The 24547-nt window shown below is 65.4% G+C and carries 17 protein-coding genes; 1 reads left to right on the forward strand and 16 read right to left on the reverse strand.

Going from position 1 to position 24547, the window contains the following annotated elements:
- Positions 1-263: 263 nt before the first annotated feature.
- Positions 264-3611, reverse strand: a complete 3348-nt coding sequence (locus JS541_RS06600) for a DUF5107 domain-containing protein (protein WP_240539274.1) — start codon at positions 3609-3611, stop codon at positions 264-266.
- Between the two features lie 218 nt (positions 3612-3829).
- Between JS541_RS06600 and JS541_RS06605 the strand changes: the two genes are divergently transcribed.
- Positions 3830-4693: an AraC family transcriptional regulator gene (locus tag JS541_RS06605; RefSeq protein ID WP_214373669.1), complete on the forward strand. Its 864-nt coding sequence runs from the start codon at positions 3830-3832 to the stop codon at positions 4691-4693.
- A 140-nt stretch (positions 4694-4833) separates the two neighbouring features.
- On the opposite strand, the gene JS541_RS06610 is transcribed toward JS541_RS06605, so the two are convergent.
- The 15 genes from JS541_RS06610 to JS541_RS06680 form a co-directional block, all read right to left on the reverse strand.
- Positions 4834-5487, reverse strand: coding sequence for a peptide deformylase (locus JS541_RS06610; protein WP_214373670.1), 654 nt, complete (start codon positions 5485-5487; stop codon positions 4834-4836).
- A 59-nt stretch (positions 5488-5546) separates the two neighbouring features.
- Positions 5547-6932, reverse strand: a complete 1386-nt coding sequence (glmM, locus tag JS541_RS06615; RefSeq protein ID WP_214373671.1) for a phosphoglucosamine mutase — start codon at positions 6930-6932, stop codon at positions 5547-5549.
- Between the two features lie 141 nt (positions 6933-7073).
- Positions 7074-8450 (reverse strand): aminotransferase class III-fold pyridoxal phosphate-dependent enzyme, encoded by a 1377-nt coding sequence (locus JS541_RS06620; RefSeq protein ID WP_214373672.1) that lies wholly within the window; start codon positions 8448-8450, stop codon positions 7074-7076.
- Between the two features lie 73 nt (positions 8451-8523).
- The gene (locus JS541_RS06625; protein WP_214373673.1) at positions 8524-9579 is read right to left on the reverse strand and encodes a phosphotransferase; all 1056 of its coding nucleotides are present in this window, start codon (positions 9577-9579) and stop codon (positions 8524-8526) included.
- Positions 9580-9644: 65 nt separating this feature from the next.
- Positions 9645-10688: an alcohol dehydrogenase catalytic domain-containing protein gene (locus JS541_RS06630; RefSeq protein ID WP_214373674.1), complete on the reverse strand. Its 1044-nt coding sequence runs from the start codon at positions 10686-10688 to the stop codon at positions 9645-9647.
- A 102-nt stretch (positions 10689-10790) separates the two neighbouring features.
- Positions 10791-12182, reverse strand: coding sequence for an MFS transporter (locus tag JS541_RS06635; protein WP_214373675.1), 1392 nt, complete (start codon positions 12180-12182; stop codon positions 10791-10793).
- Entirely contained in the window at positions 12163-13812 is a 1650-nt protein-coding gene (locus JS541_RS06640; protein WP_214373676.1) for an amidohydrolase, read from the reverse strand. The genes JS541_RS06635 and JS541_RS06640 overlap by 20 nt, the downstream gene beginning before the upstream one ends.
- A 12-nt stretch (positions 13813-13824) precedes the next feature.
- The gene (locus JS541_RS06645; RefSeq protein ID WP_214373677.1) at positions 13825-15879 is read right to left on the reverse strand and encodes an amidase; all 2055 of its coding nucleotides are present in this window, start codon (positions 15877-15879) and stop codon (positions 13825-13827) included.
- Positions 15880-15952: 73 nt separating this feature from the next.
- On the reverse strand, positions 15953-17515 hold the full coding sequence (locus JS541_RS06650) for an ABC transporter substrate-binding protein (protein WP_214373678.1): 1563 nt from the start codon (positions 17513-17515) through the stop codon (positions 15953-15955).
- A 79-nt stretch (positions 17516-17594) separates the two neighbouring features.
- Positions 17595-18422 carry an ATP-binding cassette domain-containing protein gene (locus JS541_RS06655; protein ID WP_214373679.1) on the reverse strand — a complete coding sequence of 276 codons (828 nt, stop codon included), beginning with the start codon at positions 18420-18422 and terminating at the stop codon, positions 17595-17597.
- A 1-nt stretch (position 18423) separates the two neighbouring features.
- Positions 18424-19362 carry an ABC transporter ATP-binding protein gene (locus JS541_RS06660; RefSeq protein ID WP_214373680.1) on the reverse strand — a complete coding sequence of 313 codons (939 nt, stop codon included), beginning with the start codon at positions 19360-19362 and terminating at the stop codon, positions 18424-18426.
- A gap of 2 nt (positions 19363-19364) precedes the next feature.
- Positions 19365-20264 (reverse strand): ABC transporter permease, encoded by a 900-nt coding sequence (locus tag JS541_RS06665; protein WP_214373681.1) that lies wholly within the window; start codon positions 20262-20264, stop codon positions 19365-19367.
- A gap of 2 nt (positions 20265-20266) precedes the next feature.
- Positions 20267-21217 carry an ABC transporter permease gene (locus tag JS541_RS06670; protein WP_214373682.1) on the reverse strand — a complete coding sequence of 317 codons (951 nt, stop codon included), beginning with the start codon at positions 21215-21217 and terminating at the stop codon, positions 20267-20269.
- 70 nt (positions 21218-21287) lie between these two features.
- Positions 21288-22586 carry an aspartate aminotransferase family protein gene (locus JS541_RS06675; protein WP_214373683.1) on the reverse strand — a complete coding sequence of 433 codons (1299 nt, stop codon included), beginning with the start codon at positions 22584-22586 and terminating at the stop codon, positions 21288-21290.
- Positions 22587-22910: 324 nt separating this feature from the next.
- Positions 22911-24530 carry a PucR family transcriptional regulator gene (locus JS541_RS06680; RefSeq protein ID WP_214373684.1) on the reverse strand — a complete coding sequence of 540 codons (1620 nt, stop codon included), beginning with the start codon at positions 24528-24530 and terminating at the stop codon, positions 22911-22913.
- Positions 24531-24547: the final 17 nt, after the last annotated feature.

Raw genomic sequence — 24547 nt, forward strand, 5'->3', positions numbered from 1 at the left:
TTGGCTTGATATATCACCATAAATTGCCGAGAGATAGAGATTTATTGCTCTCGCTGTGATGTTGATCGATAACGTTCGCCGCACCGGCGGAGACCAGGACGGTCGCAATATCCGTCATCGGCGCGCACAACGGCATGCGGCACCCGCACAACGCAAGTGGCGGTTTTCTCTCTGTCTTACGACAGTGAGAAAACCGCCACGATATCGCGTCCCGCGCAATCAACATAGGTTCGGCGCAGGATCAGCGTGAGCCCACAGCAAGATCAGAGCACGTGCCGGCTGCCGATCTCGTCGGCGAACAGGTTCGCCTGGATGTGGCTCGGATCGAGCGCGAGCGCGTCGCCGAGGAACCGTGCGGCCGCCTCGCGATCGCCGGTGCCGATGTTGGCCAGGCCCATCAGGTACAGGCAGTGGATGCGGTTCATCTTCGTGTAGTCGTTCTCGAAGATGAGGAAGTCGGGCAGCGAGACGGCGAAGTAGTCGATCTTGACCTGGTCGTCGAGGTGCTGCTCGCCGTAGTCGAGCAGCCGGTAGAACCGCGCGTTGGCCGGACCTTCCTCGCCGAGCGCCGCATGGGCGAGCCCTTGGAACAGGATCATCTCGGCCGGCTGGTCGTTGTAGTACATCGCTCCCTTCACCTCGTCGGGGCCGATCGTCGCCTGTCGGAATTCGGCGAGCGCGGCCGTCTCGTCACCAAGGTGACGTTCCGTCACGCCGAGCCAGTAGTGGATGTCGTTGTCCTTCTGCCCTTCGAGCTTGCCTTCGCCGAGATTCTGCGGGTAGGCGAGCGTTTTCACGAGCAGCTCCTTGGCCTTCGCCCAGTCGCCGGCCGCCATCGCGTCCTTGGCGAGCAGGGTGAGCGCGATGCGGTACTGCGCGGTGATCTTGCCTTCGCCGCCTTCCCACGGGTGGAAGCGGCGCCGGCCCATCAGCTCGTACGCCTTCGCGTAGTTGCCGGTGAGGTTGAGCACGGTCAGGTATTCGATGTACAGGTCGTCGCGTTCGGCCACCACGTCGAGATGCTTCTCGAATTCGGCAAGCCGCTGCGCATAGGTCCAGCCGATCTTGCGATGCAGCTGATCGGTTTCGAGGAACACGCGGGCGTCCGACTCGTCAAGCGCGTAGGCCTGTTCGATCTCACGCTGCGCGGCCGTCGCGTCGCCGCGCTTGTTGTAGTAGGCGAGCGCAAGGTTGCGGTGCACGGTCGGGAAGCCCGGATCGAGGTCGCGGCTGGATTCCCACAGGGCGATCGCACGGTCGGCGAGCGTCTTGTCATAGTACAGGCAGCCGAGATAGTACGGTGCCTTGGCGCCGTTCACGGACTTGATCGCGGCTTCCAGCGGCGCGATGTCCTCCAGCTTGTTCGGGAAGCAGTAGTCGCTCGGCGCGGCCTCGGCGGCCTCGAACGCGGCGCGGGATTCCTCGTCGCGGCCGAGCTGCGCGAGATAGTAGCCCTCGTAGTACTTGACCATCGGCTTCGACTGGTCGGCCTCGCCGAGCAGCGCGAGCGCCTCGCCGTAGGCGCCGAACAGCGCGTAGTCGCGGGCGGCCTGCAGGTAGTTCTCGTGGAAGCCACGCATGAGTCCCGCAAGCTCGGCCGGGTCCGCGCCGGCGATCACGCGTTCGTTGCCGGATACGAAGTCGAATTCGTCGATCTTCAGGTTCTCGGCGAGTGCCGCAGCGGCGTCGTCCGCGCGTCCCAGCTTGCGCAGCACGTAGGCGTGCAGGCCGCGTGCCTTGATGTTCATCGTGTTGCGGGTGAGGGCCTGTTCGACGTATTCGAGCGCGTCCGCGAAGTCGCCGCGGCGGGCGGCGATGGCGGCCATGTAGAAGAACGCGCGTTCCTTCTGCGCGTCGTCCCAGGTGGCCTTGAAGAACGCGTCGAACGCCTTGTCGAAGTCGCCCTGGTAGAACAGGTCGAGGCCGAGGTTGTAGTGCGGCTCGCTGTCGTACGGCTGCGTGTTGTGCTTGGTCAGCCGCTTGATGGCGGCGCGGAAGTACCGTTCGGCGCCTGCGAAGTCGCCGCGGCGCAGCAGCAGTCGGCCGTATGCGTTGTTGATGCGCGCGTCGCCCGGGTCGCGCTTCAGGCCTTCGAGATAGTACGGGTCGGGCAGGTAGGTGGCGTGACGGTACTGTTCGAGGTGCGTGCCGGCGAGGAACAGTTCCTCGTTCGTGGCGATCCTGGCCGGTTCGTCGGCGGCCTTGGCCGGTTCGGGCAGCTTGTCGATCTTCTTCGGTTGCGGCGTGTAGTCGATGAGCACGGTGCCGTCGGCGGAGGCGACGGTCGCGGTGATGTCGGTGGGCTTCGCGTCGCCGGTTTCGAATTCGGCGCGCACGATGTCGTTCGGGCTGATCGTGCCGATGTACTCGTACAGCGTCGCGCCGCTGCGGTCGTCGGTGACGGTGACGCGCGCGTGCTCGTACACGCCCGTCGCGTACACGGTGACGCGGCCCTGACCGGCGGCCAGTCCCTGCGCTTCGATGCCTTCGGTCTCGCCGGCCGCGCCGAACGTGTCCTCGGGGCCGATCTCAAGGTTCACGGCCGCGTTGATCGACGCGTTCTTGACCTGTCCCACGCCCTTGTACGGCATGAAATACTGGGTGAACGTCTTGCCTTCGTACGGCTTGAGCCACGTGAAGTCGGGCTGGTTGTCGGTGAACACGCCGGTCATGAGCTCGACGTACGGGCCGTTCTCATCGGTGAGGTTCCTGTCCCATGCGCGGCCGAAATCGCCGTTGCCCCACGTCCACTGCTTCTTGCCGGGGCTGACGTGGTGGTCGGCCACATGCAGAATGCCCGCGCCGACGCCGAAGTCGTAGCCGCCGACGAAGTTGTAGTCGGAGTGTGCGGCCATGTAGCTGGTCGGGACAGGCACGTTCTTGTAGCGGCCGATGTCGACGCCTTCGGAGTAGTCGTGCTTGTAGTAGGTGCCGGTGGCGATCGGGTAGCGCGAGACGTCGCGCTTGCCGTGGTCCATGACGGCGGTCACGTCCGGCGGCATCACGGTTTTGGTGTGCTCGTTGACCGGGACGGCCGGGTTGGCCCACCACAGGAAGGTCTGCGGCAGCGCGGTGCCGTTGTACAGCTGCGCGGTGATCTCGATGTATGCCTTGCCGGGGTGCAGCGCGATCTTGGTGATCACCTGCGTGCCGTACATCTGGTCGGTGTCGTGGCACAGCACGGCCTTGCCGCCGTCGGGCAGGCCCTCGGTCTTGTAGTCGACCGGCAGGTAGGTGGTCGGACGGTGGTGCTGCGGCCAGTTGAATTCGATGCCGCCGGAGATCCACGGGCCGGTCAGGCCCACGAGTGCCGGCTTGATGACGTCGTTGCGGTAGACGAAGTCGTAGCCGTTGGTCTTGTCCTTCGCGTACTGGATGCGGCCGCCGAGTTCGGGCAGCACGGTCACTTCGAGGTATTCGTTCTCGATGATGACGGCCTTGTAGTCCTTGTCGTGCTTGACGTCGCTGATGGTCTCGATGACCGGGTACGGGTAGACGCGGCCCGAGCTGCCCTGGTAGACGCGCTTCTCGATGAACTCCGGGTTCTTGTCCGCCGCGCCGATCTCGTAGGTGGGGATCGTGATGACGGTGTCCTTGACGCTCACTGCCATAGTGTGCTCCTTCATTGGAACTTCGTGGGGAACTGTGCGGCCTTGCGACCATCACATTCGTAATTTATTGATTACTTGCTTACAGACTACGGCTGATTCTTCGGTATATTTAGAGTTTTCTTGCTTGCGGATATGAAAAAATTGCGGTTACTGGAATGGCTGTGAACTGCTATGATGAAACCGTTGCACCGCATCATCGACGACGAAAACGAGCCATCATGAAACCAGCCGAACACGGAATCCGCAACCAGGGATCGGAGTTCTATATCTACACGCCCAGCAAAACGGCGTTGCAGACGTTTCTCTATCCGCTGCGCGTCGGCCTGTTCCGTTACGAGGCCGGCTACCGTCAGGAACGCAGCTCGTTCGACAGTTTCCTGTTGATGGCCATCCGTTCCGGCTCGTTCGACATCACCACAGAGCAGGGCACGCACTACGCGGGCAAGGGCGATTTCGTGCTGCTGGACTGCTACCGGCATCACTCCTATGGCACCGACGAGGACAGCGACGTGCTGTGGCTGCATTTCGACGGCACGATGGCCCGCGCGTATTTCGATCTGATCGACGGCAAGCTCGGCACCGTGTTCTCGCTCAAAGAGCCGACTTATGCGCTGAACCGCCTGACCGCCATCTACGACGTGTTCCATGCCGCGTCGCGCATCAGCGAGCCGAGCATGTCGAAATACATCACCGACATCCTCACCGAATTCGCGGTGGCGGCGGCCGACAGCGCCACGTCCCAGCAGCGTCAGCCGTATGCGATCGAGGATGTGCTCACCTATATCGCCGGCCATCTGAGCGAGCCGCTGCCGATCGACGAACTGGCCGCACGCGCGTACATGAGCGAATACCATTTCATCCGCGTATTCAAAAAGGAGACCGGCTACACGCCGCACGCCTACATCGTGGACGCGCGCATGCACGCCGCGAAATACCTGCTGATCAATTCCGACATGCCGCTCAAACAGCTGTGCGACGAGTGCGGGTTCACCGACACGAGCACGTTCTGCGCGGCGTTCAAACGCAGGAACGGCATGTCGCCCATCGAATTCCGCCGGCAGGGCGAGCTGCGGCAGCTCTGAGACGGCGGCCCTCTCTCTCCTCCATTTCCGGCACTGCTCCCCATTCGGCACCCGGCACGGCTGGCGTGCAAATACGGAAAGGCCGGCGCGGGGGTTGCCCGACGCCGGCCTATCGTACAGCAGTACGGCTTATGGTCGTCTTACAGCTCGAAGCCGAGTTCCTCGGCGGCCTCGGTGGGCACCGGGTCGTCGGCCCACAGGTCCTCGAGGTTTTCGGTGGTGGCCAGCGAGCGGATCTCGGCCTTGTCGATGTACAGCTCGCCGCTCAGGTGGTCGGTCTCATGCTGGAAGATGCGGGCCGGCCAGCCGTGCAGATGCTCCTCATGCTGCTTGCCGTCCTCGTCCTGCCAGCGGGCGGTGATGTCGAGCCAGCGCCTGCGCACGGCCTGGTAACCGTCGAAGCTCAGGCAGCCTTCGTAGAAGCTGCGCGTCTCCTCGCCGATCGGCTCGTAGCTGGGGTTGATGATGACGTGGAACGGGAATTCGCCGATCTCACGCGGGTCGTCCTCGTCGTCGCGGATGTGGTCCTCGACGACGGCGAGCGCGAGGCCGAGGCCGATCTGCGTGGCGGCCAGGCCCACGCCGGGCGCTTCGAGCATGGTCGTGTGCATCGTATCGATGAGCTTGTCGAGCGTCTTGCGGCTCAACTGACCGGCGTAGGCGACGGTCTGCTGGCGCAGGACGGGTTCGCCGGCCTGCACGATCGGCAGGATGCGCTCCTTGCCGCCGGTTTTGATGAGTTGTTCGACGTCGCGGTTGAGGGCGATGTCGACCTTGGCGTTCTTTCCAAACATGTTCGGCTGTTCCTTTGCGCAGGGCTGTACTGGATTGTGCGGGGCGTGGTTTACAGGGTTTACAGTGCGAGTTCCTCGGCGACGACCGCGGCGAGACGGTTGCAGACCTCGTCGGCCTGCTCCTGAGTGGCGGCCTCGGCCATGACGCGCACGAGCGGCTCGGTGCCGGAGGGGCGCAGCAGCACGCGTCCGGTGTCGCCGAGCAGCTTCTCCTCGCGTTCGACGGCGGCCTGCACCTTGGCGTTCGTGGTGGCGGCCATCTTGTCGACGTTCGGCACGTTGACGAGCGTCTGCGGCAGCTGCGGGAAGTCGGCGGCGAGCTGCTTGAGGCTCTTGCCGGAGCGGACGACCTCGTTGCACAGGGTGAGCGCGGTGAGCGTGCCGTCGCCGGTGGTGGCGAATTCGCGGTTGATGACGTGACCGGACTGTTCGCCGCCCAGCGTGTAGCCGCCGCGCAGCATCTCCTCGAGCACGTAGCGGTCGCCGACGGCGGTCTGCACGGTCTTGATGCCCATGTCCTTCAGGGCGAGCTTCAGGCCGAGGTTGCTCATGACGGTCACGACGAGCGTGTTGTCGGCCAGCTTGCCGGCCTCCTTCTTGGCGCGAGCGAGGATGCCCATGATCTGATCGCCGTTGACCATGTTGCCGTCCTCGTCCACCGCGAGGCAGCGGTCGGCGTCGCCGTCGAACGCGACGCCCATCACCGCGTCGGTGGCCTTGACCATCGCCTGCAGCTGCTCGGGGTGCGTGGAGCCGGCGTGCTTGTTGATGTTGTAGCCGTCCGGCGAGGCGTTGATGACCATGACCTCGGCGCCGGCGCGGCGCAGCGCCTCGGGGGCGACCACGGAGGTGGCGCCGTTGGCGCAGTCGGCCACGATCTTCAGGCCCTTGAGCGGCTTGGGCTGGGTCTTGTCGGGGTTGAGCGGCGCGATCGTGGAGACGAGGTGGTCGATGTACAGGTTGGTCGCGGTGACCGGATCATGGCTGATGCGGCCCACGCCGGCGCCGGTCGGACGCTCCCAGTCCTTGCCGAGCACGGCTTCGATCTCGTCCTCCTTGCCGTCGGGCAGCTTGAAGCCGCCGCGGGCGAAGAACTTGATGCCGTTGTCGGGCATCGGGTTGTGGGAGGCGGAGATCACCGCGCCCATCTCGACGTTGAGCACGGAGGTGAGGAACGCGATGCCCGGAGTGGGGATGATGCCCGCGTCGATCACGTCGAATCCGCCGGCGGCCATGCCCGCGGACAGCGCGGCGGCGAGGAAGTCGCCGGAGACGCGCGTGTCGCGGCCGACGAGCGCGCGGCGGCGGCCTTCCGGCTGGTCGTCCTTCGTGCCGGAGTCACCCAGCACACGCACGGCGGCGTCGCCCAGATCGAGCGCCAGCCGTGCCGTCAGGTCCTTGTTCGCCAATCCGCGAACGCCATCGGTTCCGAACATACGTGGCATATCGTTACTTCCTCGCTGTTTCGTTGTCAGTCGTGATACCGTGCACCATCGTACTCAACACGCCCGGCAACGTCACTCCCCCACGCGCAATGCTGCCCGGTTTCCCCGCATTTGCATGTGCGAGGAGCGTGGCAGCACGGCTTAGTCGAAGAATCCGAGGTCGCGCAGTTCCCCGACGGCGTCGAGCAGACGGTCGGCGTCGGCGGTCGTGAAGACCAGCGGCGGGCGCACCTTGAGCGCGCTGCCGTCGGCGCCGGATGCCGAGATCAGGATATTGCGGTCGCGCAGCGCGTCGACAATGGTCTGCGTGCCGGCCGGATCGGGCCGAGAACCGTCATCGGAGCGGATGTCGATGCCAATGAACATGCCGGCGTGGCGGATCTCGCCCAGTTTCGGCCGTCCCGCGAGCAGCGACGCGAACCCGTCGCAGATGTAGTCGCCGACCGTCTTGGCCTGTGCGAGCAGTCCGCGCGATTCGATCTCGTCGAGCACCGCCTCGGCCGCCCGCATGGAGACCGGGTTGCCGCCGAACGTGTTGAAATATCTGGTGCAGGCCGCGAACGCGTCGCCGATCGCCGCCTTGTAGACGACCGCGCCGGTGGGGATGCCGTTGCCCATCGGCTTGCCGATCGTGACCAGGTCCGCGTCCGCATGATGACGCTGGAATCCCCAGAACGCGTCCCCGGTGCGCGCGAATCCCGACTGCACCTCGTCGGCGATGAGCAGACCGCCGGCCCGGTGTGCCATGTCGGCGATGTCCGCGACCCATCCTTGCGCCCCCGGCAACACGCCGTCCGAGGAGAAGATCTGGTCGAGCAGCACGGCGGACACGCCATAGCCGGCGTCGTGCAGCGACCGGAACGCGGCGGCGAACCGTTCGCGCAGCACGGCGCGCGCCTTATCGGCCGGCATGCCGCCGGTCAGTACGTCATGCACCTCGACCGTGGCGAGGAACGGGGCCAGCGGTATGGCCGTGCCGAAGCTCGGCGACACCGACGACACCAGCGCGGTGATGCCATGGTAGGCGTTGGCGGTCACCACCACGCCCTGATGGCCGGTGTAGACGCGGGCCATGCGCAGGGCGAGGTCGTTGGATTCCGAACCGGAGTTGGTAAAGCTCACCCGGTCAAGCCCTTCCGGAAACAGGCTGAGCAGGCGTTCGGCATAGTCGAGCACCTCGTCCTGCAGGTAGCGCGAATGCGTGTCCTGCTTGGCGAGCTGATCACTCACCGCCTCACGCACGTGCGGGTTGGCATGCCCGACGCAGGCCACGTTGTTGTAGCAGTCCAGATAGTCCACGCCATCGGCGTCGAACAGGTGCGCACCGTTGCCGCGCACCACGTGGATGGGACGGTTGTAGAACAGCGGGCCCAATGTGCCGAGCGTGCGTTTGCGCCGTTCGATCAGCGCCACCGTGTCCGGGGAGAGCCCGGCCGTGCCCTTGGAAAAATCGAATCCGTTCGCGAGTCCCTTGCGTCCCGCCACCGGGGCGGGGACGCTCGCGTCGATGTTGCTCATGATATGGTCCTCTCTCTTGATATGACTGATTGGTAGCTGGGGATGCTGCGTTCGCATGCCGGCGGCGGTCCGTTCACACGCCGGTGAACAGATCCCGGGATCCGGCCGACAGCGATTGCAGCAACCGGAGCCGGGCGATTCTGGACTCCGGTCGGAACAGGTAATGTTCCGGCGAGACCCCGGAACGGCGTTCGGCCAGCAGCGGCAGCAGCACGATGAGCGCGGCGCGCGCCTGCATGACGGGCATGAGCAACGGCAGCTGGCCGCGGTCGAAGTCCGGGTTCGCGCGCAGGTATGCGGCCAGCGCGATGCGGCACGGTTCGAGCGGATCGGCGAGCGCGCCGTCAGCCAGATAGCACAATGCGGTGCCCAGATCGCACACGGCCGGCATCAGGTGCATGTCGCCGAAGTCGATGATGCCGGCGATCTCGCCCGGCCGGTCGTCTCGCACCGTGATGTTGCCGGGGTGGAAGTCGCCATGGCACAGCTGCTGCGGCAGCGCGTCGATGCGCCCGGATGCGGATTCGTACGTCGCCACGGCCTGCTCGATCAGCTCGCGGGCTGCCGCGTCGTCGACCATCGGCAGCACGTCCTGCGCGATCGCCGGCAGCAGCCGCACATCCCACAGGATGCGCCCGAGCCGGTCCTCGTATCCGCGCTCGTCAGCCAGTACCTGCTGGATGCGGGCCAGCCGATCGCCGATGTCGGCAAGCAGCGCATGCGACGGACGGCCCGGCGACGACGACACGATATGTCCCGTAACGAACGTGGTCAGCGTGGCCCATCGGGTGGGCCCGCCGGTATCGGACCTCGCGATCATGCCGCCGTCGAGGCAGGGCACCAGTCTGGTCACGGGCACGTTGGCCGCCCGCCGTTCCAGCATGCGCAGCGCGCGGGCGCGCATGAGCACGGTCTCGTAGTCCTCGGCCGGATGCTCGATCTTCAGCAGGTAGCGTGGAGAACGCTCGCCATGCACCGCCACCGCGAACGTGTCGTCGCGCTCGGTGGCGATGCGCTCGAGCCGGACGCCGTCCAGCCCGTAGTCGCGGGCCAGCAGGTCGCCGGCCTTGCGCTCGTCGATCGTCTCGTGCGGCTGCCCGAGCGTACGGTATCCCTCGAAATCATGCATTGCCGGACCTCCTTGCCGTGTTCGTGTCGTTCGGCCATCCGCCCAAGCGGCGCCGAACCATCGGTTCAGCGCACGACGATCATCGGTTTGATCGTGCGGCGATTGTCCATGTCGTCGTAGGCCTGTGCGATGTCCGCGAGCGCGTACCGTTTCGTGTAGACCGGGCCGGGGTCGATGCGGCCGTCGAGCACCGCCGGCAGCACTGTGGCGATGTAATGGTGGGCCGGTGACATGCCGCCGGTGACGGTGATGTTGGAATAGAACAGGTCGCGTACGTCGATGCTCACGCCGTGCGGCAGGCCAACATAGCTGACGGTGCCGCCAGGGGCGACCATATGGATGGCGGTGGCGAAGGACTGCGCCGATCCCACGCATTCGAGCACCTTGTCGGGCTTGTCGCCGCCGGTGATCGATAGCACGTGGTTCACGGCGTCGTCGCCGCGTTCGGTGACGATCTGGTCCGCGCCGAAACGCAGGGCGAGCTCGTTGCGGTCGGCGTGCGTGCTGCCTGCGTTGATCACGCAGTCCGCGCCGAGCAGCTTGGCGGCCATCATGGCGCACAGGCCGACCGCGCCGTCGCCGATCACTGCGACCACGTCGCCGGGCTGTACGTGGGCGCTGACGGCCGCATGGTATCCGGTAGTGAACACGTCGGTCAGCGTGAGCAGGCCGGCGGCCAGCGATTCGTCGGGACGATGGCCGTCGGCGTACGCCTTGACCAGCGTGCCGTCAGCGAAGGGCACGCGCGCGGCCTGGCCTTGGCCGGCGTCCGCGGTTTCGCGTCCCCAGAACCCTCCGTTGACGCAGCTGGTCTCCAGTCCTTGCCGGCAGTATCGGCAGGTGCCGTCGCTGTAGCGGAACGGTACGATCACCCAGTCGCCCGGTTTGACGGAACGCACCTCCGATCCGACCTCGCGTACGGTGCCGACGAACTCGTGGCCGATGCGGTTCGGGGCCGCCGCCCCTTGATCGCGGTATGTCCACAGGTCGGAGCCGCATACGCCGGCGTATTCGATGTCGACGATTGCGTCGGTGGGATGTTCGATGACGGGATCGGGGACCTCGTCGAGGCTGACCGTGTGGTGGCCGTGGTAGACAGTGGCTTTCATGATTGCCGCCTTTCTTGAACTTGGCTGGATGGAATATGGTGTGGGCTGAGAGAAATGCGAACGGAAGGAGCGTTCGGCCGCGGTCGCTTTGCGACGGGCGAATCAGGCCTGCCAGCGTCCGGCGCTGATGTCGGCGTATCGCCGGCGCACCGCGGCGAGCGTGGCCGGCAGCATCAGCGTGAATCCGACAAGTCCGACGATCCATAGCGGATACTGGGCGAGCAGCGCGACGCGCATGGCATGGTCGGTGTACAGCGTGGGACTGGATGCACCCTGCATATCGAGCAGGACGCCGACGCCGAGCATGACAATGGATGCGGAGAAGGAGCCGCCCATGTTCGCGATGCCGGTGGCCAGTCCGAGGTTGCCGGATTCGTTGGAGTCGCGTACATAGTCGAAAGCGACGCCGGCCGCCGGCCAACCGCTGGACACGGCGGCGAGCAATGCGGCCGTCAGCCAGAACGGGTGGGGACCGGAGGTCGTCAAGACGGCCGCCCACAATATCATCTGCGCTCCGGACGATCCATAGACTATCAGCGCGCGGCCGTGGATCGGATGGATTCCGGCAATGCGCCCGAACACCACGGCCCAGACCGCGCACATGACGATGCCGGCCCCCAGATAGGCGCTGGCCTGCTGGCGCGTGTACCGTTCCACGGTCAGCAGGAAGGGCACGCCCCACAGCGAATTCATCATGCTGTTGGAGAACACGTTGGTGAAATGCACCCAGAACCCGCAGACCGTGCCTCGCTGGCGCGCCGCGACGGCGATCGATGGCCAGATGCCGGCCGGATGCGGCGCGATCGCACGCCCGTCGTCGCGGGCCGTCCCCGGACGGTCGGCCAGGAACAGCAGCACGCACACGGCGATCATCGTGCCGATGCCGCCGGCGGCCGCGAACGCCGCGCTCCAGCCGGTCCGGTTCATCAGCCAGACGAACGGGTAGATCGATAGCAGCTGGCCGAAGCTGCCGATCTGGCCTGTCAGCTGGTTCATCAGCGGCAGCCTGCGCACCGGGAACCATGCGGCGACCAATCGGATCGCCGAGATGAAGATCAGCGCGTCGCCGCTGCCGACCACCGCACGGCCGATCACCGCCATCCATGCGGCTGGCGCGAACGCCAGCAGGGTCTGCCCGGCCGACATGAGCAGGCATCCCGCCGAGATCAGACGGCGCGGGCCGTATCGGTCGAGCAGCAGTCCGGCGGGTATCTGCATGACCGCATACACGAACAACTGCAGGTAGACGAACGACGAGAGCACGGTGCTAGTGGTGTGGAAATGATGCGCCGCCTGGATGCCGGTGGCCGACATCGACGAACGGCACGCCATGGCGAACAGGTAGCCGACCATGGCCAGCGCCCACATCAGGTACGCCTTGATGCCACCGCGTTGCGCGTCGCGCCGTTCGGGCACAAACGCAACGGCGCGACGGCCGGACATGCCGCGTTCGTCTCCTGTCTCGCAGGCGAGATCAGCGGCCGGCGGATTCATAGCGCACCTGCCCGCCGATCACCGTCGCCGCGACGCCGATCTCGTGCAGCGAGTCCGGGTCGACCGTGTGCGGGTCAGCGTCGAGCGCGACGAAGTCGGCGTATTTACGGGGGCTCAACGTGCCGAGCACCTGCTCTTTCTTCGACGCGTACGCGCTGCCGTAGGTGTAGGCGCGCAACGCCTCGTCGACGGTGAGCCGTTCGTTTTCGCCGAGCACGAATCCGCCGGCGGTCTTGCGCGTGACCATGCCCTCGATGGAGATCATCGGCGAGACCGGCGCGCACGGCGCGTCCGTGCTGCCGGGGATGATCGCGCCGCGGTGCACGAACGAGCCCATGCGGTAGGCGCGACGGGCGCGCTCCTCGCCGAGCAGGCGCACGTAGGCGTCGCCGTTGTTCTTCATGAAGCTGCCTTGCGGGTTGACGATGATGCCGTCGCGGATGATGCGTTCCACCGTGGCGTCGCTGGACAGGCCGCAGTGTTCGAGACGGTGGCGCACGTCCGTCCTCGGATACAGCTGTTGGGCGTGTTCAATGGCGTCGAGCGCGATATCGATGGCGTGGTCGCCGATCGCGTGAATGGCCATGCGCCAGCCTTCGCGGTGCAGAATGGCGACCTGGCGGGCGAACTCCTGCGGATCCCAGCTGAAGACGCCCTTGTTGTCGGGCATGTTCAGATACGGTTCGTTGAGGTAGGCGGACAGGCTGGAGAACGCGCCGTCGAGGATGATCTTGAACGGTCCGATGTCGAGCAGGCCGCCTTCGAATCCGGTGCGGATGCCGAGGTCGAGTCCGAAGCCGTGCTTGAGGTCGCCGGTCAGCTGGCCGAGGTCGTGCAGCGCTGAGAAGTACGGCATGAGCGTGCCGCGCTGGTGGATGAGCCCGCGGTCGTAGGCCTCCTGGAATAGGCCGATGTCGTCGGGGGTCTGGCCGATGCCCTCCCAGTTGCGGTCGGTGCCGGTGCCGCCGTCGGTGAAACTGGTGATGCCGAGCGAGAGCGTGTAGCGCGCGGCGAGTTCCAGCTGGTGCAGCAGCGTGGCCTCGCTCACCCGGTTCGCCAGTCCGGTGAACATGAAGCACATCTTGTCTTTGACCAGACCGGTGACGTGCCCGTGTTCCTTGATGACCAGATCGGGCTGGTCGATGTCGTCGGGATGCTCGTAGCCAGCTCGGCGGAAGGCCTCGGTGTTGATGACGGCCGCATGGTTCGACAGGTGCAGGATCAGCAGCGGATGGCCGTGCGAGATGCGGTCGAGCACGGCGATGTCGGGGAACGCGCCGAGCGAGAATTGGTCGAAACCCCATCCGAGGACCCATTCGCCGTCGGGCGTGCGTTCGGCGGCCTCCTCGATGCGCCGGTAGACCTCGTCGAGCGTGGACGCGGTCTGCTTGCGCAGGTCGACCTGATTAAGGTTCGCGCCAAGCAGCGAAAAATGCAGGTGCACGTCGTTGAAGCCGGGGCAGACGAACCTGCCTCCCAGATCCACATGATGTCGTGCCGGCACGCCGTCCAGATCGTCGTCGAGCGCGACGATCTTACCGTCGTACACGCCGATGCGGCGGGCTCGGGGATGAGCGGGATCCATCGTATGGATGTCCGCGTTTTCGAAGATCGTGTCGATGGTGAACATGATGGTTCCCTTTCAGATCAGCGAAGTTCCGGCCGGATGCGGGTCGGGGTTGTCGAATACGGCGATATCCGCACCGACGGTGCGGCCGCGTCCGGTGAACAGCGCGACGACCGCGATCTTGCGGGCGTCGAACACGCGGGCCAGCGAGATCGAACCGTCCCAGGCCTGCGTGCCATCCCATTGCTCGATCATCAGGCCGTTGACGAAGATGCGGCAGGCCACGCGATCGTCGGGATCGGCGGCAGTGACCGTGTAACGCAGAAGCCCGTCGCGGATGCCGGCGTCGAGGCGTGCGGCGAAGGTGCGGCCGGCCGGCGCCGAGGAGTCCTGGTCGAACGCGATGCGGCCGAGCGATTCGATGGGCGGGGTGCGCCGCGGCGCGACGCGTCTGCGGCTCGCCTGCTCGTATTCGAGCGCGCATGCGAGCAGCAGACGGTCGCTGCCGGCCGGCCCCATGAACGTCAATCCGGCCGGCACGCCGGTGTCGTCCATCACGCCCATCGTCACGCTGACCGTGGGGATGCCCAGATGGCGGATCATGCGGTTGCCGTTCGAGAACCACGTGCCGTCCTGCCAGGCTTCCGTGTTGTGTACTTCGTCCACGTCGGCGTCCGCATGGGCAATGTTGCTGTTCGTGGGGAAGACCAGCACGTCGAGCCCTCCGGCGCGCATCCACTGTTCGAGATGCCGTTTGCGGATCGCCTCGAGGCCGGCGAGGCCGGCGGCCAGTTCAGGCGTCTTGTCCAACGGCAGCAGCCTGCCGTCGCGCATGTACTGTGCGGCCTGCTGGTAGAAACCGTACTGCCAGCCGGTGCGGCGGGCCATCGAATCGAACGGGTTGGGGAAGATGTCGTTGGGATCGACGTCGAGCAGGCTGTCGATTCCGTCGATGTCGAACCCGCGGATGAATTCCTCGAGCGCCGCGGCGTTGAGCTGCAGCCATTCGTGATCCATCCAGTCATGCGGGATCAGTCCTTCGTCGGCGAACGTCTTCAAGGTGCGCGGCGCGATGTCGTAGGCGTCGCGCAACGGGAACGTCGTCCAGCGCACGTGTGCGCCGAGCGCCTTGAAATCGCCGATCGCGCGCAGCAGCAGCGCGTTGACGCTCGGCCGGGTGTACACGGCGGGCAACGCGTCGCCGATGCGCCCAGCGTAGGCGCCGACCACGCCGATGCGCAGTCCGACGAGCGCGTCCATGTTGTCGATGCCGCCGAATCCTTTGTCGTGCAGGCGTTCGGCGGCTTCGAGCCGCACGTGCTTCTGGCTGCGCCACAGATCGCCTCGGGTGTCCGGATCGTCCGCGGTCAGGGTCGGCAGCAGGGCCAGCAGGTCGCGCACCGTGCGGGTGTGGGGCACCACTTCGTCCTTGGTGGCGTGCAGCACCCAGTTGCCGCGCAGCGAGATCACGCCGCGCGAGGGGGTGTAGGCCACCAGGCCGTTGTTGGCGGCCGGCGAGCGCCCGGAGGAAACTGTCTCCTCGCCCAGTCCGAAGGCCGCGAAGCTGGCGGCGGTCGACACCGCGGAGCCGTTGGACGACCCGGAGTACCATGCCGCGGCCAGATAGTCGCCGTTGTACGGGTTTTCGGCGCGCCCGTAGACGCCGCGCTGCACGCCGCCGGCGGCCATCGGCGGCATGTTGGTGCGTCCGACCAGCACGGCGCCGGCCTTGCGCATCGCGCCCACGGAGAAGCTGTCCTCACCGGCGACGACGTGCGCGAACGCCGGGGATCCGGCGGCCATCGTCATGCCTTTGGCCATGTAGCTGTCCTTGACGCTGTACGGGATGCCGTGCAGGGGGCCGCGCGCCCGTCCCTCGGCCCGTTCCTCGTCGCGGGCCATCGCCTCCTTAAGCACGTCCGGGGCGATGATCGGCGTGGAGTTGAGCCGTATGCCGTTGACGTCGTAGTAGAACAGACGGTTGAGATAGGCCACCGTCAATTCGGTGGAGGTGGTCTCCCCTCGTTCCATCATCTCGGCCATGTCTTCGACGGACAGTTCGATGACGTTCACGTCGCGTTTGTCGCTGTCGGCTCCCATTGCAATCCCCTGCTTTCGTTGCGTTGCCATTGCGTTCCCGCGCGTCTGCGCGAGACGGGCGGGCCGCCCGGACCGAATCCGGGCGGACGGCCCGCCGCCGCGTTCACTGCTTGAGCTCGATGTTGTAGTAGACGGGCCCCTGCATGCCGTCGCCGTAGCTGGTGACCTTCTTGGAGACGGCGCTGATCTGCTGATACTTGCTGATGATGATGTTCGGCACGTAGTCGTAGAACCAGTCCTGCAGCTCGTCGTAGCCGGCCTTCTGGTCGGCCTCGGAGGTGGCCGAGTTAATCTTGTCGGTGATCTCGGCGAACTTCGGGTCGGTGTTCCAGCCCGCGCCGGACGCCTGGAAGAACGAGTAGCAGATCGGGTTCGCGGAGTAGGAGTAGTTGGAGATGATCATGTCCCATGCGTCGGGCTGGAACATCTTCTGCAATACGGTCGCCCAGTCGAGCACCTGCAGGTCGGTCTTGATGCCGACGGCCTTGAGCTCGTTCTGGATCTCGACGCTCTCGTCGTAGATGTACGGGTAGTCCTTGGTGGACAGGAACTTGAGCGTGGAGCCGTCGTATCCGGCCTCCTTGATGAGCTCCTTGGCCTTGTCGAGATCCTGGTGGTTGTACTTGTCGAGGCTGGATTCGGAGCGCAGCGGGTTGCCTTCGGGCATCAGCGCGCCGTCGTTCTTGTACAGGTCGGCATTCTGGTGGCCGGCCTTGGCGATCTTGCCGAGGTCGAGCGCGGCGAGAATGGCCTGGCGCAGCTTCTGGTTGTCCTTGAACGCGCCCTGCTTCTTGTTGAACAGGATCGTGTCGAGGACCTCGTCGGTCTGCATCGTCACGTCCTGGCTGGCCTTGACCTGCGCGTACTGGGAGTCGGCGAGCGAATAGCCGATCTCGTACTGGCCCGACAGCGCGCCGGTCATACGGGTCGTACCGTCGGTCACGAAGTCGAACTCGAGCTTGTCGGCGTGCGCCTCACGCTTGCCGGCGTATCCGCTCGTGTCGCCGTCCGGCGACCGGTAGTCGGCGAACTTCTCGAGCACGATGTTCGTGTCCTTCTTCCACGACGCGTACTTGAACGGACCGGTGCCCACGTATTCGCTCACGCCGGTGTCGGTGGCCTTGTCGATGACCGACTTGGGCATGATGGCGGCGATGCGCGCGGTGTCGGCCATCAGGTACAGGCCGGTGGAGACCGGCTTGGGCGAGGTGATGACCACGGTGTCGGCGTCGGGCGAGCTGACGGTGGAACCGGTGAAGAACGTGCTGCCGATCTGCGAGAGCTTGATCCAGCGCTGCATCGAGGCCACCACGTCCTCGGCCTTCATGGTCTGGCCGTTGTGGAACTTGACGTCGGTGCGCAGTTTGAACGTGAACGTCTTGTAGTCCTTGCTCACCTCGTAGCTCTTGGCGAGCAGCGGCGCGACGCTGCCGTCCTTCTTCAGGGTGACCAGCGTTTCGTAGATGTTGCGCATGGTGTCGCGTGCCACGTACGCGCCGGTGATCATCGGGTCGAGGCTGGTGACGGTCGCGTTGAGCGCGATGTGCACCGTGCCGCCGTCCGTGGGGGTGCCCGACGACGAGCCGCCGCTGCCGCACGCGGCCAGGGAAACGATCGTTGCCGCGGCCGCCGCGAGGGCGACCATCTTCTTGCCTAGCCTGTTCATGATTTCCTCTCTTTCATTGAAACCGGTTGGGACAGTCTGTGATTGGTGATGGATGGGTTTGTGACGTTTGGATTGGCGGCTATCCGGCCAGCTGATGCCGGCTCGGATCCGGCAGCGGGATGCTGTCGAGCAGGTTGCGCGTGTAGTCGGTGCGCGGGTTGGCGAACACCTCGCCGACCGTCCCCTCCTCCACGAGCTCGCCCTTGCGCAGCACGCCGACGCGGTCGGCGATGAAGCGCACCACGCTCAGGTCATGGGTGATGAACAGGTAGCTCAGGGCGAATTCCTCCTTGAGGTCCTGCAGCAGGTTGAGCACCTGCGCCTGGACGGACACGTCGAGCGCGGACACCGATTCGTCGAGGATCAGCAGTTTCGGCTCGACGACCAGCGCGCGGGCGATGTTGATGCGCTGCAACTGGCCGCCCGAGAACTGGTACGGGTAGCGGTTCAGCGCCCACGAGCCGAGTCCGACGCGTTCGAGCATGGATTCGGCCGCATCGAGCCGTTCGCGCTTCGAGTTCCCGACGTTCTGGATCTCCATCGCCTCGAGTAACGCCCCGGCTATGGATTTGCGCGGGTTGAGCGAGGAGAACGGGTCCTGGAACACCATCTGGATGTTGCCGCGGATGTCGCGGCGCAGCTGACGCGGCGAATCGTCGGTGTAGTTGTCGCCGTCGAACACCACGGTGCCGGATGTGGGTTTCTCGAGCGCACTGATGATCTTGGCGGTGGTGCTTTTGCCGCTGCCGGATTCGCCCACCAACGCGTAGGTCTGCCGGTGGTCGACCTCGAACGAGACGTTCCTGAGCGCATGGAAGATGGCCGCCGCGTTGTGGGAGAATCCTCGGGTGACGTAGTCCTTGCACAGGTTGTTCACCTGCAGGATCGGCTGGTGTTGCATTGCCATGTCACGCCTCCTCGTGTTCCTGTTCCTGCTCGCGGTAGGCGGCTTCGATCTCGGCCATCGAATCGGCCACGGTCTTGAGCCGCTTGGGTTCGGGGCCGTCCAACGGCGGCGTGGCCGCCAGCAGCGCCTTGGTGTACGGGTGCCGGGGATCGGCGAACAGCCGTGCCGCCGGCGCGGTCTCCACGATCCGCCCGCGGTACATCACAGCCACGCGGTCGCAGGTCTGCGCCACCACGCCCATGTCGTGCGAAATCAGGATGATGCTCATGCCGAGCTCGTCGCGCAGATGACGCAGCACCTTGAGCAGCTGCATCTGGATGGTCACGTCGAGCGCGGTGGTCGGCTCGTCGGCGATCAGCAGCTTCGGTTCGTTGATCAGCGCCATGCCGATGACCACGCGCTGCAGTTGCCCTCCCGAGAACTGGTACGGGTATTTGCCCATCCATTCCTCCGGGGTGTCGGCGCCCGCCTTGCGCAGCGCCGACAGGCAGCGCTGCTCGATCTCGTCCTTGGACAGGCCCTTGCGGTGCGCCCTGACGGTTTCGCGCAGCTGGCTGCCCACGGTCATCAGCGGATTGAGGCTGGACATCGGGTTCTGGAAGATGAAGCCGATGTCGCCGCCGCGCAGGTCGAGCAGATCATGCTTCGACATGTCGAACACGTTGCGGCCGTCGAAGCGGATGGAGCCGCCGTATTTCGTGGTGCGCTCGTTGTGCAGGCGCAGGATGGAGAAGGAGCTGACGCTTTTGCCGCATCCCGATTCGCCCACGATGCCGAGCACCTCGCCGCGGCCGACCGTGTAGTCGATGCCTTTGACCACGGTGGTCCAGTCCCTGAGGCCCGCCCTGAAGCTGACCGTCAGCCCGTCCACGCTCAGCAGCGGCTGCGCCTGGGCATCCTGCGTCTCGAGGGGTTCGGATGGATCGTTGACCTGGCTCATGGCTACCTCCTCTTCTTCGGGTCGAGTACTTCACGCAGACCGTCGCCGAACATGTTGATGACGAACACGGTCAGGGCGAGCGCCACGCCGGGGAACACGGTCAGCCACCACGCCGAATAGATGTAGGTGCGGCTGTCGTAGAGCATGTTGCCCCAGCTGGGCTGCGGCTGCGGGATGCCGGCGCCGATGAAGCTCATGGCCGCCTCCACCAGGATCGCGTCGGCGAACACGAACGTGACCTCCACGATCCATTCGCCGATGACGTTGAGCGCGATGTTGCGCCACAGGATGCGGTTGCCGCCCGCACCCAGGTTGACGAGCACCTGCACGTAGTTCTCATTCATGTTGGCCAGTGTCGCGGAGCGGACCACGCGGGCGACCATCGGGATGAACACGATGGACAGGGCGAGCACCACGCTGCGGGTGGTCTGGCCGAACGAGCCGACGAACACGATGCCGAACAGGATCGCCGGGAACGCCATCAGACCGTCGCAGATGCGCATGAGCACATAGCCGAGCCGCGGGTAGTAGGCCGAATACAGGCCGACGACCAGGCCGACGATACCGGCGATCAGCGCGGCGCTGAAGCCCACCGTCAGCGACGCCTTGCCGCCGAGCAGCACGCGGGCGAACAGGTCACGGCCGACGTTGTCGGTGCCCATCGGATGCCCTGCGGCGCCGGGCGCGGCCAGCATGGCGGAGGTGTTGGTGGCGTAGGCGTCCATGTGGCCCAGCCACGGCATGAGGAAGCAGGCGAGCGCGATGACGGCGAGCAGTATGCCGCCGGCCAGCGTGGTGGGCGAGGCGAGCAGCGCCTTGAGCCATCGCGGGCCGTTGCCGTCGGCCGCCACGTCCGCGGGGGCGTCTGCCGGAAGAGAAGTTGCACGAGCTGCGGTTGACATGATCAGAACGACCTTTCTCGGATTCTCGGGTCGATGACCGCGTAGAGCACGTCGGTGATGAGATTGACGACGATGAACACCAGCGCCACGAAGATCAGGATGCCCTGCACCATCTGGTAGTCGCGGCGCAGGATCGAGTTGGACACCAGCTGGCCGATGCCCGGCACGTTGAACACGGTCTCCACCACGATCGCGCCGGCGATCAGTTCGCCGAACGACTGGCCGACGATCGTGAGGATCGAGATCGACGAGTTCTTGAACGCGTGCACCCACAGCTGGCGGGCGCGGGTGAGGCCCTTCGCCTCGGCGGTGCGGATGTAGTCGCTGCCCAGCGAGTCGATCATCGAGGAGCGGGTCATGCGGATGATGATCGCGATCTGCAGCGTGGCCACCGACAGCGCCGGCAGGATCAGGTGTGAGAAGTAGCCGCCGATGTCGTCGGCCGGGTAGACGAATCCGCTGGCCGGCAGCAGTTTCATGTTGAGCACGAACACGATCATGAGCAGCAGACCGGCGAGGAAGCTGGGCAGCGAGGTCGTGAGCGTGGCGAACGCCAGCACCGCGCGGTCGGCCGCGCGCCCGTGCTTGTCGGAGGCGAGCACGCCGAGCGGGATCGCGACGATCAGCGAGATCAATTCGCCGAGCACCGCCACCGACAGCGTGGGGAACACGTGCGACAGGATCGTCGGGGTCACGCCCTCCCCCAGCACGTATGAATAGCCGAGATCGCCGTGCAGCAGGTTCGTGAACCACGACCACAGCTGTTCGGGGACCGACTGGTTCAGTCCCATCTGCTGGCGGATCGCCTCGACCTGCGCGTCGGTCGCGTCGTTGCCGGCGATCACGCGCGCCGGGTCACCGCCGCTCATATGAGAGAGCATGAACGCCACGACGCCCACCACGATCAGGACGGGAATCGCCGACAGCAGCCGCTTTCCCAGATACCGAAGCATCGTCCTCTCCTTTCCTTGCATCCTGTATGTCCGAAGACCTCGTCGGACCGCGTCGCGCGGCCGGGCGGGATCAGATGGTGGCCAGCACCTTGTCGAGCACCGCGAGTCCCTCGTCGATCTCGTCGGTGGTGGAGTTGAGCGGGGCGGCGAAGCGCACCGCGTCATGGTCGGCGCCGCAGCCGAGCAGCAGCAGGCCTTCCTTGAGCGCCTCGGCGGATACGGCGTGGAAGATGTCCGCGCCGTTCATGTCGCCCTTGGAGCCGAATTCGATGGCCAGCATCATGCCCACGCCGCGCACGTCCGCGATGAACGGGTACTTGGCCTGCAGTTCGAGCAGACGGGTCTTGAAGTACGCGCCGACCTTCGCCGCGTTGCCGACGATGTCCTTCTCGGCGAATTCGTCGAGCACCGCGAGCCCCGCGGCACCGGCCACCGGGTTGCCGCCGAACGTGCCGCCGTGCATGCCGGGCAGCCAGCGGTTCATGTTCTCGGTGGTCGAGATCACGGCGCTCATCGGGAAACCTCCGGCGATGGCCTTGCCTACGGCCATGATGTCCGGCACCACGCCGGAGTGCATGCCGGCGAACATCTTGCCGGTGCGGCCGTAGCCGGATTGGATCTCGTCGAAGACCAGCATGATGCCGTTGGCCGTGCACATCTCGCGCAATCCTTGCAGGAAGCTCGGGTCGGGCACCACGTAGCCGCCTTCGCCCTGCACCGGCTCGACGTAAATGCAGGCCACCTGGTCGGGGGCCACGCAGTATTTGAACAGACGGCGTACCTCGTCGAGGCACCAGTCGGCACGCTGTTTGGCGTCGTAGCCGGCCGGGCACAAGTCCTTGGACGGGTACGGGGCGAAGTAGACGCCGCCCATGAGCGGCTCGATGCCCTTGCGGTAGAACGAGTTGGAGGCGGTGATGCTGATCGCGCCCATCGTGCGGCCGTGGAACGAGCCCTTGAACGCGATGACCGCCGGACGGCCGGTGAGCACGCGGGCCAGTTTGATGGCCGCGTCGGTGGCCTCCGCGCCGCCGTTGGCGAACAGCATGGAATCGAGGTTTCCGGGCGTGACCTCGGCGATGCGCTTGGCCAGTTTCAGCGTGGACGGGTAGTTGACCACGTTGAAGCTCGCGGTGACGAGCTTGTCGATCTGCGCCTTGGCGGCGGCGATCACGCGCGGGTGCGCGTGGCCGAGCGCGTTCACGGCGATGCCCTGCACCCAGTCGATGTACCGCTTGCCGTTCACGTCGGTCAGGTACATGCCCTTGCCGGATTCCACGACCAGGCTGGTGGCCTTGGACAGGGCCGGGCTGAGGTATTCCTTGTAGTCGGCGAAGACGATATCCGAATCCTTGATTTCCTGTGACATCTGCAACACTTCCTCTGGTTGTCGTTTGCCGTGTGATGATGGGTGATGGTTGAGGAGCGCCGTGCACTTCAAGCGCTGGTACGGTGTATTGTCCGCCGTCCGACAGGCGCGTTCAATGGACGATCCGCCAGCGGCAGGCGGGTGTGCTGGACGGCTCGTCCAACGCGCGCCGGATGTTACCGATTGATGTCGTAGTGTCGACGACGATCGCATAACGTTGCAACGGCGCCGTTTTCGTCTTGGCACGATCCGATGCGGACCCGATACGACGACGCCCCGCGTATCGACGGTGTTACGCGGGGCGTTCTCACTTCGTCATCGAAGTTAACGTAAAGTTGACATGGCGTCGTCTCGCATGAACGAGCATGCGATCCACACCTTCACCCGGTCGGACTCCTTCGAGAAATCCAGTCCGAGCAGCCGTTCGAGCTTGCCGAGACGGTTTTCGACCGTATGACGGTGCACGCCGAGACGCGTGGCCGTCGCACCCACGTTGAACGCGGTGGCCAGCGCGGTGCGCAGCGTGCCGATCAGCGACGCGCGATCGTCGTCCGTCAGCGTGCCGAGCGGCGAGAACAGTTCCTTCGCATACAACTGCGCGATGCCCGGGCTGACCAGTTCGTGCGCGGGCATGTCGACCACGCCGTCGCGCCCTGATGCGCAGCACAGTCTGAGGTTCTGCTGCGCTTCGCGGCATGCCTCGGCAAGCATCGTCATCGACCCGGCCTCGGCCCGTCCGTATTCGCCGTCGCTGAGCTGGTCCGAGACGAACCGTTCCACGTGCAGCGCATACTCATGGCCGGCCACGATCCACATCAGCCCGTCCACCTGACCGTATATCGACTCGTCCGCGATCATCGAATCGAGCAGATCGAGCATCCGACCGTCATCGTGCGCGCATTCGAAACAGTAGACGCAGACCGGGAACCGCAACCGCCAATGCCATAGTTCGCCGACGAACGCCGCCCCCGACTCACCTTGGCCTCCCATGATCTGTTCGATGACGATGGAACGCAGCCGCGAGCGCATCCTGTATTCGTCCATCCTGCGCGGCAGCGCGCACGACAACGCGTCCGCCGCGGCGATGTCCACCGACCGCAGCAACGCCCCGCCCGACTCCGTCCGATCGGCCATCACCACGATCATGCCCAGCAGGGCGCCGTCATGTTCCACCGCGCACACGCAGTACTGGCCTCTGGATTTCGCCGAACCGAACATGGTCTTCTGCCGGGAACCGGACTGGTTGCGGGCACGGATCAGCTGGTGGATCAGGTCGGACGCCTGCCGGTGCATCACCTGATTGGAGATGGCCACGATATCGCCTTCGGGACGGGCGAACGCGGCCCATCCACCGGTGAGTCTGGCACACGCGCCGACCACCGATTCGATCGGTTCGGGCGCATTCGAGGCCTCGAACAGCTCACGCTGAGCGGAATACATGACACGCTGCAGGTTCTCGCTTTCCTCGGCCTGCGCGCGCAGCACGGTTTTGACGATCTGCGAGAAATTGACCTCGACCGGCACTTCGAACAGCACCATATGATGCTGGCGCACCGCATCAATCAGCGCCTGCGGGATCCGATCGTGCTTGATGCCGACACCGAATCCGATGGCCAGCACGCCGGCGCGGCTCAGATCGGCCACATATTGCAGATACAGGCGCGCGTACGCCTCCTGCGGATTCCTGATCGACGGCGGCAGCCCCACTTTGCGCAGATCGCGTTTGAGCAGAGAAAGATCGTTGACGTTGCCCATGCTTTCGAGCGGGAAATTCGTGGAACAGGTAAGCAGTATCTCGCCAGGTTCCGCGTACTGCGCGGCGTTGACCACATCGGTCGGATGCACCCAGATCACACCGTTGTCAAGCGTTTCGCCACCGCCGTCATAGACGGTGGCGAGCTTGAGCTGCGGATCGTCGAGCAGCTGTCGGATGGTGATGGGCATGTTCCCATAGTGCGGCA

The sequence above is a fragment of the Bifidobacterium sp. SO1 genome (assembly GCF_018555335.1).
Lineage (GTDB): Bacteria > Actinomycetota > Actinomycetes > Actinomycetales > Bifidobacteriaceae > Bifidobacterium > Bifidobacterium simiiventris.